The sequence below is a fragment of the Amaricoccus tamworthensis genome (genome assembly GCF_049800875.1).
GTDB lineage: Bacteria > Pseudomonadota > Alphaproteobacteria > Rhodobacterales > Rhodobacteraceae > Amaricoccus > Amaricoccus tamworthensis.
Window position 1 is genome coordinate 1 of sequence record NZ_JBNAFV010000022.1, and the last position, 15,759, is coordinate 15,759.

12 protein-coding genes are annotated in these 15,759 nt (G+C 62.5%); 2 read left to right on the forward strand and 10 right to left on the reverse strand.

Annotation, left to right across the window (positions count from 1 at the left end; genetic code table 11):
• Nucleotides 1-1,784 (reverse strand): acetate--CoA ligase (gene acs / locus ACP15P_RS21260; protein ID WP_424930528.1); only part of this gene is annotated, 1,784 nt, incomplete at its 3' end.
• Between the two features lie 569 nt (nt 1,785-2,353).
• The gene (locus ACP15P_RS21265; protein ID WP_424930481.1) at nt 2,354-3,343 is read right to left on the reverse strand and encodes an MDR family oxidoreductase; all 990 of its coding nucleotides are present in this window, start codon (nt 3,341-3,343) and stop codon (nt 2,354-2,356) included.
• 244 nt (nt 3,344-3,587) lie between these two features.
• On the opposite strand from ACP15P_RS21265, the gene ACP15P_RS21270 reads away from it, so the two are divergent.
• Both ACP15P_RS21270 and ACP15P_RS21275 read left to right on the forward strand, forming a co-directional pair.
• Entirely contained in the window at nt 3,588-4,946 is a 1,359-nt protein-coding gene (locus ACP15P_RS21270; protein WP_424930482.1) for a UDP-glucose dehydrogenase family protein, read from the forward strand.
• Nucleotides 4,947-4,959: 13 nt separating this feature from the next.
• Complete coding sequence (locus ACP15P_RS21275) at nt 4,960-5,982, forward strand: NAD-dependent epimerase (protein ID WP_424930483.1); 1,023 nt, start codon at nt 4,960-4,962, stop codon at nt 5,980-5,982.
• 219 nt (nt 5,983-6,201) lie between these two features.
• On the opposite strand, the gene ACP15P_RS21280 is transcribed toward ACP15P_RS21275, so the two are convergent.
• The 8 genes from ACP15P_RS21280 to ACP15P_RS21315 all read right to left on the reverse strand — a co-directional run bounded on the left by ACP15P_RS21280 (nt 6,202) and on the right by ACP15P_RS21315 (nt 15,705).
• The gene (locus ACP15P_RS21280) at nt 6,202-6,612 is read right to left on the reverse strand and encodes a hypothetical protein (RefSeq protein ID WP_424930484.1); all 411 of its coding nucleotides are present in this window, start codon (nt 6,610-6,612) and stop codon (nt 6,202-6,204) included.
• Nucleotides 6,557-8,656 (reverse strand): glycosyltransferase, encoded by a 2,100-nt coding sequence (locus tag ACP15P_RS21285; RefSeq protein ID WP_424930485.1) that lies wholly within the window; start codon nt 8,654-8,656, stop codon nt 6,557-6,559. Before ACP15P_RS21285 ends, ACP15P_RS21280 begins: the two co-directional genes overlap by 56 nt.
• A complete protein-coding gene (locus ACP15P_RS21290; RefSeq protein ID WP_424930486.1) occupies nt 8,643-9,731 on the reverse strand; it encodes a glycosyltransferase family protein in 1,089 nt (362 codons plus the stop codon). Before ACP15P_RS21290 ends, ACP15P_RS21285 begins: the two co-directional genes overlap by 14 nt.
• A gap of 148 nt (nt 9,732-9,879) precedes the next feature.
• The gene (locus tag ACP15P_RS21295) at nt 9,880-10,245 is read right to left on the reverse strand and encodes a hypothetical protein (protein WP_424930487.1); all 366 of its coding nucleotides are present in this window, start codon (nt 10,243-10,245) and stop codon (nt 9,880-9,882) included.
• Nucleotides 10,246-10,503: 258 nt separating this feature from the next.
• On the reverse strand, nt 10,504-12,411 hold the full coding sequence (locus ACP15P_RS21300) for a hypothetical protein (RefSeq protein WP_424930488.1): 1,908 nt from the start codon (nt 12,409-12,411) through the stop codon (nt 10,504-10,506).
• 322 nt (nt 12,412-12,733) lie between these two features.
• On the reverse strand, nt 12,734-13,759 hold the full coding sequence (locus ACP15P_RS21305; protein WP_424930529.1) for a TRAP transporter substrate-binding protein: 1,026 nt from the start codon (nt 13,757-13,759) through the stop codon (nt 12,734-12,736).
• A 66-nt stretch (nt 13,760-13,825) separates the two neighbouring features.
• A complete protein-coding gene (locus ACP15P_RS21310; protein ID WP_424930530.1) occupies nt 13,826-15,115 on the reverse strand; it encodes a TRAP transporter large permease in 1,290 nt (429 codons plus the stop codon).
• Complete coding sequence (locus ACP15P_RS21315; protein ID WP_424930489.1) at nt 15,115-15,705, reverse strand: TRAP transporter small permease; 591 nt, start codon at nt 15,703-15,705, stop codon at nt 15,115-15,117. The genes ACP15P_RS21310 and ACP15P_RS21315 overlap by 1 nt, the downstream gene beginning before the upstream one ends.
• Between the last annotated feature and the right edge of the window lie 54 nt (nt 15,706-15,759).

Consider the following 15,759-nt stretch of genomic DNA (forward strand, 5'->3'; position numbering starts at 1 on the left):
TCGGCGATCTTGCGCAGGATGCGGCGCATGATCTTGCCCGAGCGGGTCTTCGGCAGGCCCGGTGCCCACTGGATCAGATCAGGGCTCGCAATCGGCCCGATCTCCGTGCGCACCCACTGGCGCAACTCCTTGCGCAGTTCCTCGGTGTATTCCTCGCCATCCATCAGCGTGACATAGGCGTAGATGCCCTGCCCCTTGATGTCATGCGGGTAGCCCACCACGGCGGCCTCGGCCACCTTTACATGCGCCACCAGCGCGCTCTCGATCTCGGCCGTGCCCATGCGGTGACCGGAGACGTTGATCACGTCGTCGACGCGGCCCGTGATCCAGAAATCCCCGTCCTCATCCCGTTTGCATCCGTCCCCGGCGAAGTAATACCCCTTGTAGTCCGAGAAATAGGTCTTCTCGAACCGCTCGTGGTCGCCCCAGACCGTGCGCATCTGCGCGGGCCAGCTGTCCTTGAGGCACAGCACACCCTCGCACGGCACCTCCGTGATCTCCTCGCCCGATGTGGGCTCCAGCACCACCGGCTGCACCCCGAAAAACGGCTTCATCGCGGAACCGGGCTTGGGTGTGTGCGCGCCCGGCAGCGGGGTCAGCAGATGCCCGCCGGTTTCCGTCTGCCACCAGGTGTCGACGATGGGGCAGTTCCCCTTGCCCACCACGTCGTTGTACCAGTTCCAGGCCTCCGGGTTGATCGGCTCGCCCACCGTACCAAGCGTGCGCAGGGCGGAAAGGTCACATTTCTCCACAAACTCCGTGCCCTGCGCCATCAAAGCGCGAATGGCCGTCGGCGCGGTGTAGAACTGGTTGACCCCATGCTTCTCGCAGACCTGCCAGAAGCGCGAGGCGTCGGGGAATGTCGGCACGCCCTCGAACATCACGGTCGTGGCGCCGTTGGCGAGCGGCCCGTAGACGATGTAGCTGTGCCCCGTGACCCAGCCCACATCGGCCGTGCACCAGAACACGTCGCCCTCGTGGTAGTCGAACACGATCTCATGGGTCATCGAGGCGTAAACCAGATAGCCGCCGGAGCTGTGCACCACGCCCTTGGGCTGGCCGGTGGAGCCGGAGGTGTAGAGAATGAACAGCGGATCCTCCGCATTCATCTCCTCCGGCGCGCATTCGTTCGAGGCCTCGGCCATCAGCGCGTTGCAGTCCACATCCCGGTCGGCGATCCAGGTGGTCTGGGCGCCGGTATGCTTGACCACCAGGCACTTCACCCTGTCGGAGCAGTGCAGCAGCGCCTCATCGGTATTGGATTTGAGGTGGGTGACCCGCCCGCCCCGCGGCGCGTGATCCGCCGTGATCACCACCTTGGCCTCGGAGCCGTTGATCCGCGCGGCCAGCGCGTCCGGCGAGAAGCCCGCGAAAACGATCGAGTGAATGGCGCCGATCCGCGCACAGGCGAGCATTGCGTAAGCCGCCTCCGGGATCATCGGGAGATACAGCACCACCCGGTCGCCCTTGCCCACACCGAGGTCCTTCAGGACATTCGCCATGCGGCAGACGCTGTCATGCAGCTGACGGTAGGTGATGTGCAGCGCCGGGTCCTTCGGGTCATCCGGCTCAAACAGGATCGCCGTCTGGTCGCCCCGCGTCGCCAGGTGCCGGTCGATGCAGTTGGCCGCCACGTTCAGCGTGCCATCCTCATACCATTTGATGCTCACATTGCCGGGCTCAAACGAGGTGTTCTTCACCTTCGTATAGGGCCGGATCCAGTCAACCCGCTGCCCGTGCTCCCGCCAGAACCCCTCCGGATCCGAAACCGACGCCGCGTACATCTCCTCATAACGCGAAAGGTCGATATGGGGGGTGACGCCACCCGGGCCTGAACCCGTGCCAGCATCAGCCGTATTATCCATTACCTCGTCAGACATTTTTTCACTCCCAGGTCACGATATTTTTATTCACGCCGTAGGGCGCCCGTGTTCTTTGTTGCACCCTTAATAGCATATTTTGTCAAAAAATATATATGCCACTGTTATCAATGGGTTTATTTTGTAAAATAAAAACTCCCCTGTTATGAAAAACTGTCAAAAATTAACTATTCACCGGACGAAACCCCCTCACGGACCTCCATCCGGGCACGCCACCACCGCCGGGTAACAAGCCCACCCGGCACATCAAAACCATGTAACCTTCGTTACTTGCGGCGAAAAAATCAACCGTGCCGCGAAATTTGTATGAGTATTTCCACCGAACTGCTCCGGCGGCCGCGCAAACGCGGAAAAACAACCACCAAGCCACGCCCGCCGCGACCAATCCGCCCCGGACCATCTGACGCCGCTTGACATTTTTAACGGGAGCCGGAAATCCCACCCATCGGGAACCGGCTCCGCGAATCCCCCGCTCAGGCGTTCACGTCAACAACCACGCGGCCCCGCACCTGACCCTTCAGAATATCCGCCCCAAGCTGCGGCAGATCCTCCAGCGTCGCGGGAACAACCATTTCCTCCAGCCGCTCCATCGGCAGGTCCGAGGCAATCCGGTTCCACGCCCGCACCCGGTCATCATAGGGTTTCATCACACTGTCGATGCCGAGCAGGTTCACCCCGCGCAGAAGGAACGGAATAACCGTACAGGGCAACTGCGCACCCCCCGCCAGACCCACGGCCGCAACTGACGCGCCATAGTTCATCTGCCCCAGCACCCGCGCCAGCATCGACCCGCCAACCGCGTCAACACAGCCCGCCCAGGTCTCAGCTTCAAGCGGCCGTTTGACCGTTTCCGCAAGCTCCGAGCGGTCGATTACCCGCGACGCGCCCATGCCTGTGATGTAATCCGTGGCTTCCGGACGACCCGACACGCCCACCACCTCAAACCCGAGCGAGGACAGGATCGCGGTCGCCACCGACCCCACACCCCCCGCAGCCCCGGTGACGAGGACCGGGCCATGCCGCGGAATCAGTCCATGCGCCTCCAAAGCATTCACGGCCAGCATCGCGGTAAACCCCGCCGTGCCCACGGCCATCGCCTGCCGCGTCGTCAAACCTTCCGGCAGCGGCACCAGCCAGTCACCGCTCACCCGCGCCTTCTCGGCGTAACCGCCCCAGTGCACCTCCCCCACGCGCCAGCCGGTCAGGATCACCCTGTCACCCGGGCTGTAGCGGTCGTCATTCGAGCTCTCCACCGTTCCGGCGAAATCAATGCCCGGCACATGCGGATATGTCCGCACCAGTCCCCCGCCCGGCCCAATACACAGACCGTCCTTGTAGTTCAGCGTGGAATACTCAACCGCAACGGTCACGTCCCCCTGCGGAAACCGGTCCATCTCCAGATCCTGAACCCCCGCCGAGGTGCTGCCATCCTCCGCCTTCTCAACCACCAGTGCCCTGACCATGTGTCCCCCTTGTGCCGTTTGATACATCCCCTTTGCGGGCGCAGGCCCACACGGTTTTTGTGCATCATTCAAATCCACAAGGCCAGCATCTTCCTGTCTCCGGCAGGGATTGCCCACATGTCTAAACCGCAACACCACCCGTCCCCCAGGACCCAAATCTATTGGCCCCATCAATTAATGTTGCTACTACCCCTGACGATCCGGTCACCGGACGGTCAGATTATTTGGGAAATGGGGTGTATTGATGAGGATTACGGTCTTTGGAACCGGCTATGTCGGACTGGTACAGGGCACGGTCCTTGCCCAGGTTGGCCATGACGTCCTGTGCATCGACGTGGACGCCGCAAAGGTTGAGGGACTGAAGGCCGGACGCATCCCCATCTATGAGCCGGGGCTCGAGGACATGGTGGTCAAGAACCACGCCGACGGCCGCCTCAACTTCACCACCGACGCCGTCCAGGGTGTTGAACACGGCGACATGCAGTTCATTGCCGTCGGCACCCCGCCCGACGAGGACGGATCAGCTGACCTTCAGTATGTCCTGAAAGTGGCTGAAACCATTGCGGAACACATGACCCGGCCCAAGGTCATCATCAACAAGTCCACCGTGCCGGTCGGCACCGCCGACAAGGTGCGCGAACGCGTCGCCAAAACCCTCGCGGCACGGGGCAGCACCCTCGATTTCGACGTTGTCTCCAACCCGGAATTCCTCAAGGAGGGCGCCGCCGTTGCCGACTGCATGAGCCCCGACCGCATCGTCATCGGAACCACCAACCGCGAGACCGAGGACCTGATGCGCGAGGTCTACGAGCCGTTCAACCGTTCCCGCGACAAGGTCATCGTCATGGACGTGCGCTCGGCGGAACTGACAAAATATGCCGCCAACTGCATGCTCGCGACCAAAATCAGCTTCATCAATGAGATTGCAAACCTCGCCGAAAAGCTCGGCGCCGATATTGAGAGCGTGCGCGTCGGCATCGGCGCGGACCAGCGCATCGGCTACCATTTCATCTATCCCGGCGCGGGTTATGGTGGATCCTGTTTCCCCAAGGATGTCAAGGCGTTGATCCACACGGCTCAGGAAAACGGCTTCGATCCCATCGTGCTCAACGCCGTGGAAAACCGCAACAACGCCCAGAAAAACGTCATCTTCGAAAAGATCCTCCACCACTTCAAAGGCGATCTTTCCGGCAAAACCTTTGCTCTCTGGGGCCTCAGCTTCAAACCCAAGACCGACGACATGCGCGAAGCCGCAAGCCGCAATCTGATGGAGGCTCTCTGGGCCGCCGGTGCGAAGGTTCAGGCCTATGACCCCGAGGCGATGGAGGAAACCCAGCGCATCTACGGCGACCGCGACGACCTCACCCTCTGCGGCACCAAGGAAGGCTGCCTGAAAGGCGCCGACGCGCTCGTGACCATGACCGAATGGGAGGCCTTCCGCGCACCCGATTTCGATCTCATTATGGAACGCCTGGCCAAACCGGTGATTTTCGACGGCCGCAATCTCTTCGACCCGAGGCGCATGGCAAAACGCGGTTTCGACTACTACGCCATTGGCCGCGGTCTACCAGGCACGGCCAATTCCCCGGAAACCGCCTCTTAACGGAGCCGTCGAAATGCCAACTTTGGTCACGGGATCGGCGGGGTTTATTGGATACCACGTCGCCAAAGCCCTGCTCGAACGCGGTGACCCGGTTATCGGCTTCGACGTGGTCAATGACTATTACGACCCCACCCTCAAGGAAGCCCGCCTCGCCAGACTTGATGAGGTCGCGCGCAAAACCGGCACGCCCTACAGCTTCCACCGTCAGGATCTGGCGGATCAGAACGCCGTAAACGCCTGTTTCTCAGACGAAAAACCGGATCGGGTCATCAACCTCGCCGCCCAGGCTGGTGTCCGCTACTCCATCGAAAACCCGCTCGCCTATGTCCACAGCAACATCCTCGGCTTCACCCACATTCTCGAAGCCTGCCGCCACCACGGCGTCAAACACCTGACCTTCGCCTCCACCTCAAGCGTCTATGGCGGCAACACCACCATGCCGTTTTCCGAGGCCCATGGCGTTGACCACCCGTTGCAGTTCTACGCCGCCACCAAACGCTCCAACGAGCTGATGGCCCATTCCTACGCCCATCTCTACGGCCTTCCCTGCACCGGGCTGCGCTTCTTCACGGTCTATGGCCCCTGGGGCCGTCCGGACATGGCGCCGTTCCTCTTCACCAACGCCATCGCCAATGACCGCCCCATCAGGGTATTCAACCACGGCAACCACAGCCGCGATTTCACCTATATCGACGACATTGTGGATGGCGTGATCCGCGCCTCCGACCAGCCAGCCACCCCCGATCCGGCCTGGGACGCAGCACGACCCGATCCCGGCACGTCGAACGCACCGTTCCGCATCTACAACATCGGCAACAACGATCCGGTCCACCTCGGCGACTTCATCGCCGCCATCGAGAACGCGCTCGGCAAAAAAGCCCAAAAGGAGCTTCTGCCCCTGCAACCCGGCGACGTGCCTGACACCTTCGCCGACAGTTCACGGCTGGAGACCGCCACAGGCTACCGCCCCGCCACGCCCGTCAGCGAAGGCGTGCCCAACCTGGTGGAATGGTATCGGGAGTACTACCGAAAATAACGACCGCCAAAAGCCCCGGCACGGAACAAAGGGGTGAAACCCCGCCGTGCCTGCGTCGGACCGCCCCATGGGCCGACGCAACGTCACCGGCTGCTCCCACATCCGAGGCACGCGGTACACGACGCCATAAAACCGCGACGATCAACCGTTCGGTGCGCCGTCCCCGGTCCGACGCAGGCACGGCTTAACTCAGGCAAACCAACACCTTACCCCACACACCTAAAGAACCAGATCAATATTCCACATCCGGCAGATCTGCTCCTCACAGGCCGCCCGCGCCGCTTCCGTATCGCCCTTCACCAGCTCCACACGGAACCCGAAGCGCTCGAAACCACTGCGGTCACAGTGCGACAGAATGACAATCTCCACCTGCCGCTCCAGCGCAAAACTCGCGAGCCGCATGGCCCGGTCCGCCACATCCGGCATCTGCTCCAGCACACGCAGACCCACGCAGACCGTCGCCGGATCCCGCATCTGTGTCTCCCGCCGCAGCACCGCCACGGGTTCGGGAAACACGTCACCGCCCACAGCCTCACTGCGCGGGAACCGCTCCGCAATCAGATCCTCAAGGTCCTCAGCGTCCTGGGACGTAATTCTGGACAGTATCTCCGTCCAGGTCTGCAAACCCATTGCCCAACTCCTCAATACAGCCCGCCGCCGCGCGGTTGCCGGTCTCCGGCAGCTCCAGCCGCCCAAGAGCATCCAGCATCCGCGCCGCCCCGTCACCATCCAGCATCCGGCCAATCTCCCGCTCAAGCCGCATCAGATCGAACGGCTCGACATAACCCGCGACACCCCTCTCCCGCGCCGCTTCCGCCCGCGCGGGCTGGTCGTCCATAAACGATCCGCCCTGGGGAATGAAAATCGTCGGCGCGCGGTTATAAAGCGCCTCGTGGAACGAGTTATACCCCGCCGCACTCACCGACAGATCCGCATTCGCCATCAAAACCCCGGCCTGCGAGGTCCGCACCACGCGGCTGTTGCGCCAGTTGTAGAGATTTGGCTGCACGCTCGCCGTCGGCCAGACCACAATCAGATGCAGAACATCATCGCGCCGCTCCATCATCCCGCACAGCGCCTGCAGCTGCGCCCCGCGATCCGCCGCCACACCGCCGCCCAGCAAAGACACCACCAGCCGCTCAAACGGCCGCCCCATCCGCTCTGCCAGCGCCTCCCGAAACGACGCCCGCTCCTGATCGGACACGGAAATCCGCTGCACCACCGGCCCCACCTGAACCAGATGCCGCCCGGAGGAATAGTCGAAATTCAGCTCGTCAAACGCCTCACGCGGCACGATCACCCGCTCAAAGGCCTTCTCCCGGTCGAGCGCAACGGAATTGTCCTGCTCCGCCTTCCAAAGCCCCCGCCGGATCCACACCCCGCGCAGCCGCTTCTCCAATACAGTCCGGTAGACACTGTCGAACACATAGCCGCCATCAAACACCAGCGTGTCGCCCGGCTCCGCCAGCGCCCCAAGCCGCAGGTAATTGACGATGTCATTCTCATGGCTCTGCGCATGCAGCCCGCTCCGCCCGATCAGCGGCATGGTATCGAACCCGAAGGACTTGACCAGCCGCACACAGGACGGGAACACCGCAAAAACCGAGCGCTTCGCCTGCGGCGCAAACTCCCGCGCAATCAGCGAACAGCGCTGCGCATGACCCAGCCCCACCCCGTTGGTGGGCATGAACACGATCCGCGACGGCCCTGCCGCTGCCGTCCCGACCTCCGCCGGTGCGGGCAACGCCTCCAGAACCACCGCCGGATCACAGCCCCGCGAAAAAGCCGACGCCAGCGTATGCCGTCCGATCTGCTCCAGGTTCGGCAGAATGTTGCTTTCCAAAAACGCCGCAACTCCAGCCACATCCACCGGACCGCGCACAAAAACATCCGCCTTCGCCGCAATCCCGTGGTCCAGCGTCCCATCGATCAGAACCTTCGAGGACCGCGCCAGGTTCGCCGCCAGACACTGCAAACGGTAATTCCGCTCCAGCGGCGTAAACGTCACGCAGACATCCACCCGCTCCGACAGGCTCGAGGGCAGCATCTCACCAAAATGATAGACCGGAATGGCGTTGCCGTGCCGCGCCTTCCAGGCGTGTTTCGACTTCCCGTCCGTCAGCACCGCCAGATTGAACCGCTTCGAGAGCGAGAGCGAAATCAGCGCCCGCTCACTCGCCCGGTCCTCCAGGTCAGGCCGCACGATCAGCACCCGTGGCAGACCCGCGCGTTCTGAGGCCGACTTCACGCCAATGACCGGAAACCCCCGGGTTTTCCCGGTCCCGGCCACCGCCGTCATGGCCAGATCCACAATCTTCGGATCCCGCCCAAACACATAGGACAGCCGCGTCTCCACGCCGATCCGCTGCTGCCGGTTCTCGAAACTGCCAAACGCCAGGCAGTCCGTCATGTCGGCTTCCGCGTGCCGCCGCAGCCGCGCCAGTTTGCGTGTCGTGGTCCGGTGCGCCCCACCCAGAACCACCATATCCTCCGGCCCGCCATGCCCGTCGACCAGAAACCGCGCCAGATCGAACTGCGAGTTCCGGTTCAGCTCCCGCGGCACGCTGTCCACCCGGATGCCCGCCTCATGGCCAAGCTGGCGCAGCTGGTCAACAAAAACCGCCAGCTCCTCGAAATCCCTCAGACCGTCGCCGCCCGGCTCACAAAACAGCATCAACCCCGGCCTCTTCCAACCGCTCAATACCCCGCAGGACGTCGCTCACGAACCGCTCCGGACGAAACCGCTCCAGCGCCCGCTGCGCCTCCTCGACAAAGCGCACATACCCCTCCGGATCGGCCACATATGCCGCCACAATCTCATCCACATCGCTGCCATCGGAGGACACCACCGCGTCGCCAAACACCCGCGCCGTCCCCGCATCCGTTATGACCAGCTTGCCCGCCGCGATCGCCTCGGCAATCACACGACCAAAGCTTTCCCGCCAGCTCGAGTGTGTAAAATACACGAAAAAGTCCAGTTCGCGCAAAAATTCGCCCACATCCATCGCACCGAATTTTCGCACGGTCCAGTGCGCGGGCACACTGTCGGGATCCTCCAGAAAATAATCCCCGCCCAGAATGGTACAGCTCTCAGCGGTCTTCGGAAAATGAGCCTTCATCACGCCCAGCGGCGGAAACTTTTCCAGCCCGGCCCGCGAATGCCGACCCCGCCGGTCCGCCGGCGCAGGGTTCGGGGCCTTCATCTCGAAATCACAGATGTTGAACCAGTTGAACTCAGCCAGATCCCAGGCCGCGCCTTCCCTGTCCAGCCACTCCGCCACGCCCAGCCGGTTGTAATCCGACACCGGTGCCAGAACCCGCACGCCACAGACCAGCGCCCGGTCAATCAGATCCAGGCAGAGGCCCACATCAAAGCCTTCCGACCCGTTCGGGCGCACGAAATTCTCATGGGTCACCACCACCGCCACCCGGCAGCTGATGCGCAGGGCCAGATCGGAATTGAACTTGAGACAGGACGGATTGTGGATGACAACCACATCGCCACGAACGACCTTCGGGTTCCACACAAGATCGATCCCATTCTCCTCCATCGCCCGCTGAAGACCGGCATGGACGGTGCGCCCGCTGAACATCGCGGTCTCCACCGCCACCACGGACAGGTCCACATGCGGCGCCAGCGTCCCGATCTCCGCCGCCACGGCGGCCGAGGTCCCGCCGGAAAAGCGCGGATCGACCACGAGCGTCACCCGCCTGCGCGGACGCGGCGCATTGGATCGCGAAATCCGCACCGGCGTCACCACGGGACACCGCGCGGGAATGGGATAGTCATTGAAATCACCATGTTACCGCAGGCTATAGTTGAAAACACAGCCCGGACAACCGGTATTTACGTCGCTTTGTGATCGATCGCAGGGTCGCGTCGCGCGTCCAACCCCGTCAGTACGCCGCCGCCGACAGCCCCAGACCCCGCGACGCATCGGGGGAGTCGCCCGACCCCAGATCCCAGGACCCGGCACTGTTTCTCAGGTCATCGCCCGCGTCCTTGAGCGAGAAAAACGCGTTCATGTCCTCGGATTCGTCCATGAACTGGCGCAGCAGAACCGCAAACTGCGTATCGCCTTCCATCAGGTCCGGATTGACCTCCAGGAACGCCGCCAGGGCGTCCACATCGTTGTTCTCCAGGAACACGGCAATCTTGCCCAGCTCATCGAGCGTCGGCTCCGCCGCATCCAGCTGGTTGCCCATCTGGATCGCCAGTATCATCGCGGCAACCGTAATGCCGATCTTGCGTTTGTTACCCAATTGACGTGTCCCCACCACTCAGTCACGCTGGCCGGGACCCGCTTAAACGCGCAGGGGCAAACAGCCCGAATCCCGACAGACAGCACGGGTTTTTAGCGGTGTTTTATGAAAATTGGAAGCGCTGAATGCCCATTTCTCAGGCAGGCAAAAACCCGCCGAAATGAGAAACCCGCGAAAATCCTTTGAAATCAGGACATTAAAAAAGGCCGGAATTTCCGGCCTTTTCACGAACTGGTTAACACGGCGTCACAACCCGCATCACTCCGACAACTGCTGGCGCAGAAGCTGCTCTACCATCGCCTGGCGTCTCTGCCGCAATGCCTCAAGCTCCTGCATCTCGCGGCTCGACGGCGCCTGTGCTGCCGGCTGCTGACGCACCGCCGGGGCCGCCGGCTGCGGCGCGGCCGCGCTCCGCTGCGGCTCACCGGAGAGCCAGACCTCGATCATCCCCCTTTCCGGCGACGGCCGGAAATCGGTGAAATCACGCAGCTCAACGCCACCCGGCTGACCACCCGCGTTCAAAACATCCACGACCTTCTGCGCCGCCTCACGGTCACTGTCGAAGTAATAGCGCACATTGCTGCGGCTGATCGAAAACCCGACCGGCACCGCATTCGATTGATCAACCCCATTCGCCCGCAGGAGAGCCACCGCATTCGCGGCCGACGAACCCGCATTGGACGGATAGTGCACCGGCACCCGCGTCTGCGTGAATGCCGTGGGCGTCACCTCCTCCTCAGCGGCCAGAGCCTCACCCGGCGTCACCAGCTCGTCGAGGCTGCCACCATCCTCCTGAATGGCGTCATACCCAACCAGAGGCTCCGGCGACCCGTGCCGTACCAGAGCCGCATTGCGCGGCGCCAGTTCAGCCTTCGAATCGACCACCGATCCACCAAGGCCCGCCAGCTCATCCGGCCGCCACAGGAACGGATAAACCGGCCCACTCCGGTCCGGATGCGCCACCGACCCCGTCCCGACCGAGGCCAGCGTCATCACATCCGGCACGTTCAGATCATCCGCCGTGACCGTGGCAAGACCACTGATCTTGCCCGGGTCCACGGGCAGCGTGAACCGCTCGGCCATCCGCACCTCCGGCCGCTGGTCAACCGGCCCAGGCAGGCCGGTCGGCACCGCCTCAACAGCGGTCGTCTCAAACCCGGCGGGCGTGCCATGCGCGCCCTCCTCCGTGAACAGCTCGGACGGAAAGCCCGGCACCTGCGGCATCTCACCCGGCACCCCGAAGGTCAGCCGCACGGGCGAGGTCGTCTCCGGCGCCACCGTGTCGAGCACGCTCAGAAGAAACTCCGACGGACGCTCCACATTCGCGACCGGGCTTTCAAACTGCTGCGGCGGGTTCCAGCCCCGCGCACTGTCCACCACCCGAATTGACGTGGCCGACGCTCCACCATCCCCCGCTCCAGGGGACACGGAGGCAACCTCATCCACCCCGCCCGGCACATCCGGCGCCTGGGCAAACATCAGCATGATCGGATCGCGGAACACATACGCCGCCGATGCCACGCAAACCGCAGCAAGCAACGATGCGGCCAGCGCCCCGGCCAGCGGCACACCCCGGCGCTCCTCCGGCTCCGGACGCGGCCCGGGATCGGGCAGCTTCTCAACCACCACCGTATAATTCGACGGGTTCACCCCCGCCCGGCGCACACCGGGAATTTTCGAGAACGGCACCTTCGCCGCGGGCTTTTCGGCCACCGGCGGTTTTTCCTCCGCAGGCTTCGGCCTGGGCTTCTTGCGGGCCTCCAGGGCCGCCTGCCTGCGCTCCCGCGCCTCGGCCAGACGGCGATCAAAGGCCTCCGCATCCAAAATCTCGACCCGGCGCGCTTCTTCCTCAGCCGGCATATCCTCTTCCAGCGCGGGCCGTATCGCCGGCGTGTCGTCCTTCACCGCCGCAGCCGGCGGCTCGCGGTCATCGACCACATGCGGCACCGGCGTTTCGGACGCGTCAACCTCAATCGCCCGCGGCAGCACCCGCTCCGCGGACGGCTCATCCGTGCCCGGCCCTTTGGCCTTGCGTTCCGCCAGCGCCTGCTTACGCCGGGCCTCGGCCTTCGCAAGCCGTTCCTCCAGCGCACGCCCCTCCAGAGGCCTCAACGGCACCGGTGCATCACTGTCGTTTTGTCCGCCTGTCTGGCCGTCCTCAGCCATGCCCACTCCACCACGTCAAACCGTCAGGCCGTTCCCTCGATCGACCTGCAACACATACTTATTTGGGGCGTAACCGACACAAGTCCACCCAACCCCATCATAGACCGTTCGCCCCCGCGACGCCAGAGCATGGGTTATCCCGTGTTATGATGGGGTTAAACACCACCGTTAAAGTTGCCAAACCGGTAAACGAAACCCAAACAGACAGAATCAGTACCTGTTTCCACCCGCACAAACACCAATGAAAAGCCCGCCCCGGACCGCTCCAGGACGGACCAATTTCCGCAGCGCGGGGCGACAAAACCCCGCATCATGCCAGGGGTCAGTTCACCTCACGGTCACGGACCGCGTTGACCTCTTCCTCGGCCTCGGCAACAGCCGTGTTCAGCGCATCGAAGATCTGCTCGCCGCCATCAACATTGGCCTTGAACCAGTCGTAAACCGGCCCTGCGGCCTCCTTGAAGGCTTCCTTTTCCTCGGGCGTCGGCACGTAGAGATCGCCCCCACCCTCAACAAAATCCTCATAGGCCTGGATCGACTTGCGCTTCGGCGACGCGAACGTGGCCTGCTGAAGCTGATAGAACCCGTCAACCACAACCCGGCGCAGATCCTCGGGCATGGACATGAAGGTCTCGTTCGACATAAACCACAGCGCGCCCATATAGGCGTGACCGTCAAGCGTCACATACTGCAGGCCGGCATCGGGGAACTTCATGCCCATGATATCGGTGATACCGTTTTTGGAACCCTCAACCACACCGGTCTGGAAGGAGGTGAACAGCTCCGGCCACGGGATCGGCGTGGGCGACGCGCCAAGCGCCTTGACCAGTTCCTGCGGCAAATCGGCCACAACGGTCCGGATCTTCAGACCCTCCAGATCGGCCGGGGTCTGCACCCGACGCTGGGTATTGGCAAAGTTGCGCCAGCCGCCGGTGTTGCCAATGGTCATCAGCCGGATCGCCCCGCCGGAGGCCTCCGTCACCATGTCCTGCATGGTGGTTACAAACGGGCTGCCATTGGCCATGACGGTTTCGGCAATGCGGTCATCCGCCATCAGGTAAGGCAGGTCAAGCACCTGAACAAACGGAAAAATCCCCGATGCGCCACCGGAGGTCGAGATGAAGATGTCGATCTGGCTCTCGGCCACGCCCTGAAGGCACTCCGCACCGTTGGAGCAAAGCTGCGTCCCGATGAACAGCTCAACCTCGATGGCTCCGTTCGACGCCTGTTCGACGTAGTTTTTGAACACGACGAGGCCGTCATAATCCTCGTCATTCTCATTGGAATTCGCCGTGGCGCGCAGGGTGAAATCCTGCGCGGCGGCGCCAATTGCGGTTCCAGCCAGCATGGCCGCCACCGTCAGTGATTTTAGTGTGGTTCTGAACAACGTAAGTCCTCCCGGTTCAGTCTCGTTTCAGTTCGCAAACCCGGTCAGTTGCGGGATCGTCATGGAAATGGCCGGAAAATAGGTGATCAGGAAAATCACCAGGATCTCCACGGCCAGGAATGGCAGCACGGCACGGGAAATGGATTCCACCCTCTCTCCCGACACCGATGAGGCCACAAACAGCACCAGCCCCATCGGCGGTGTCGCCAGCCCAACCGTCAGGTTGACGCTCATGATTATGGCAAAATGGATCGGGTCCACACCCAGGTCAATAAAGATCGGACCCAAAATTGGACCCAGGATGATAATCGCCGGCCCCGCATCCAGGAACATGCCCACTACGAACAGCAGCAGGTTGATCAAAAACAGCAAAATCAGCGGGTTACTGGACAGGCCTAAGACAAATTCCGCCATGATCTCCGGCGCGTGCGACAGGCTCACAACCGTCTTGAACGCCATCGCCGCCCCCACGAGCAGCAGCACCACCGCCGAGGTCAGCCCCGCCTTGCCCAGAATGTCCGGCAGGTCCGAGACCTTCAGCGTCCGCAGCACGAAAAACCCGACGATCAGCGCATAGGCCACCGCCACCGACGCGGCCTCCGTGGGCGTAAACACCCCGGCCAGAATACCGCCCAGAATGATCACCGGCGTCATCAACGGGAAGAACGCCTTGAGGCTCGCCTGTCCCCGCTCCGTCCAGGTGTACTTCTTCGAGGCCACCGGGAAATCATACCGGTCCGCCATCAGCTTCACCATCAGCATCAGGCCAACACCGACCAGAACACCCGGCACAATCCCCGCGAGGAACAGCGCGGCCACACTCTCACCCATGACATAGGCGTAAATGATCATAATGCCCGAGGGCGGAATGATCGGCCCGATTACCGAGCTTGCCGCCGTAATCGCCGCCGCGAACCGTCGCGTATAGCCCTGCTTCTCCATCGCCGGGATCAGCATCGAGCCCAGGGCCGATGTATCCGCCACCGCCGACCCCGACAGCCCCGCAAACAGCATGGAGGACAGGATGTTCACATGCGCAAGTCCCCCGCGCAGATGCCCCATCAGCGCCTGGCTGAACTCAACCAGCCGCATGGTAATTCCACCCCGGTTCATCAACTCACCGGCCAGCATGAAGAACGGAATCGCCATGAGAGGAAAGCTGTCCATACCGTTGTAAACATTACGGTAAAGCAGCGTCAGGTCCTTCTCCTGCCCATTGAGCAGAAGCAGGATCCCCGGCGCCGCGATCAGCGCGAAAAACACCGGCAGACCGACCATGAGAAAGACGAGAAACAGCGGCAGAAACCAGATCAGCATCATTCGGCTCCCATCGACGCCGCACCCGGAATGGGTTTCAGCCTGTCACCACCACCCATCAGCGAAATCACGCTGCGGATGATAAGCTCAATATTGGCCGAAATCATCATCACGATCCCAACCAGCAGTGACGCCATCATCCAACTCTTGGGCATCTTCTCCCAGGCCGTGAAGGTCAGATCGGAGGGAATGAACAGCGACCCGGATTTGAACTTCCCGCCAAACCCCGTGACCTCGCTCCAGCCAATCTGGACCGCCATCACCAGAACCGACAGGCTCAGAATGAGCAGCAGCAGCGACAGGATCTCCCCCATCCGCCGCGGCAACGCCCGCACCGCCATGTCGATCGCCACGAACCCGCCCCGCCGCAAAGCCGTCGGCGCCATCAGCCCCGTCATCCACAGCATGCAGAACCGCGCCGCCTCATCCGGCCACGGCAGGGCATTGTTCAGTACATAGCGAAAGAACACCTGAATCAGGATAACCAGGACCATCAGCGCCACGGCAACTACTCCGATGCCCCGCGCAATCCGGAACACCGTCTCGTTCACCAGACCAAGCGGTTTCACAACCGCAAACAATGGCCCCATTCAGGAACCTCCCCTTAATCCCGTGCCCGGTTTCCCCGGATCACTTTTCAGCCA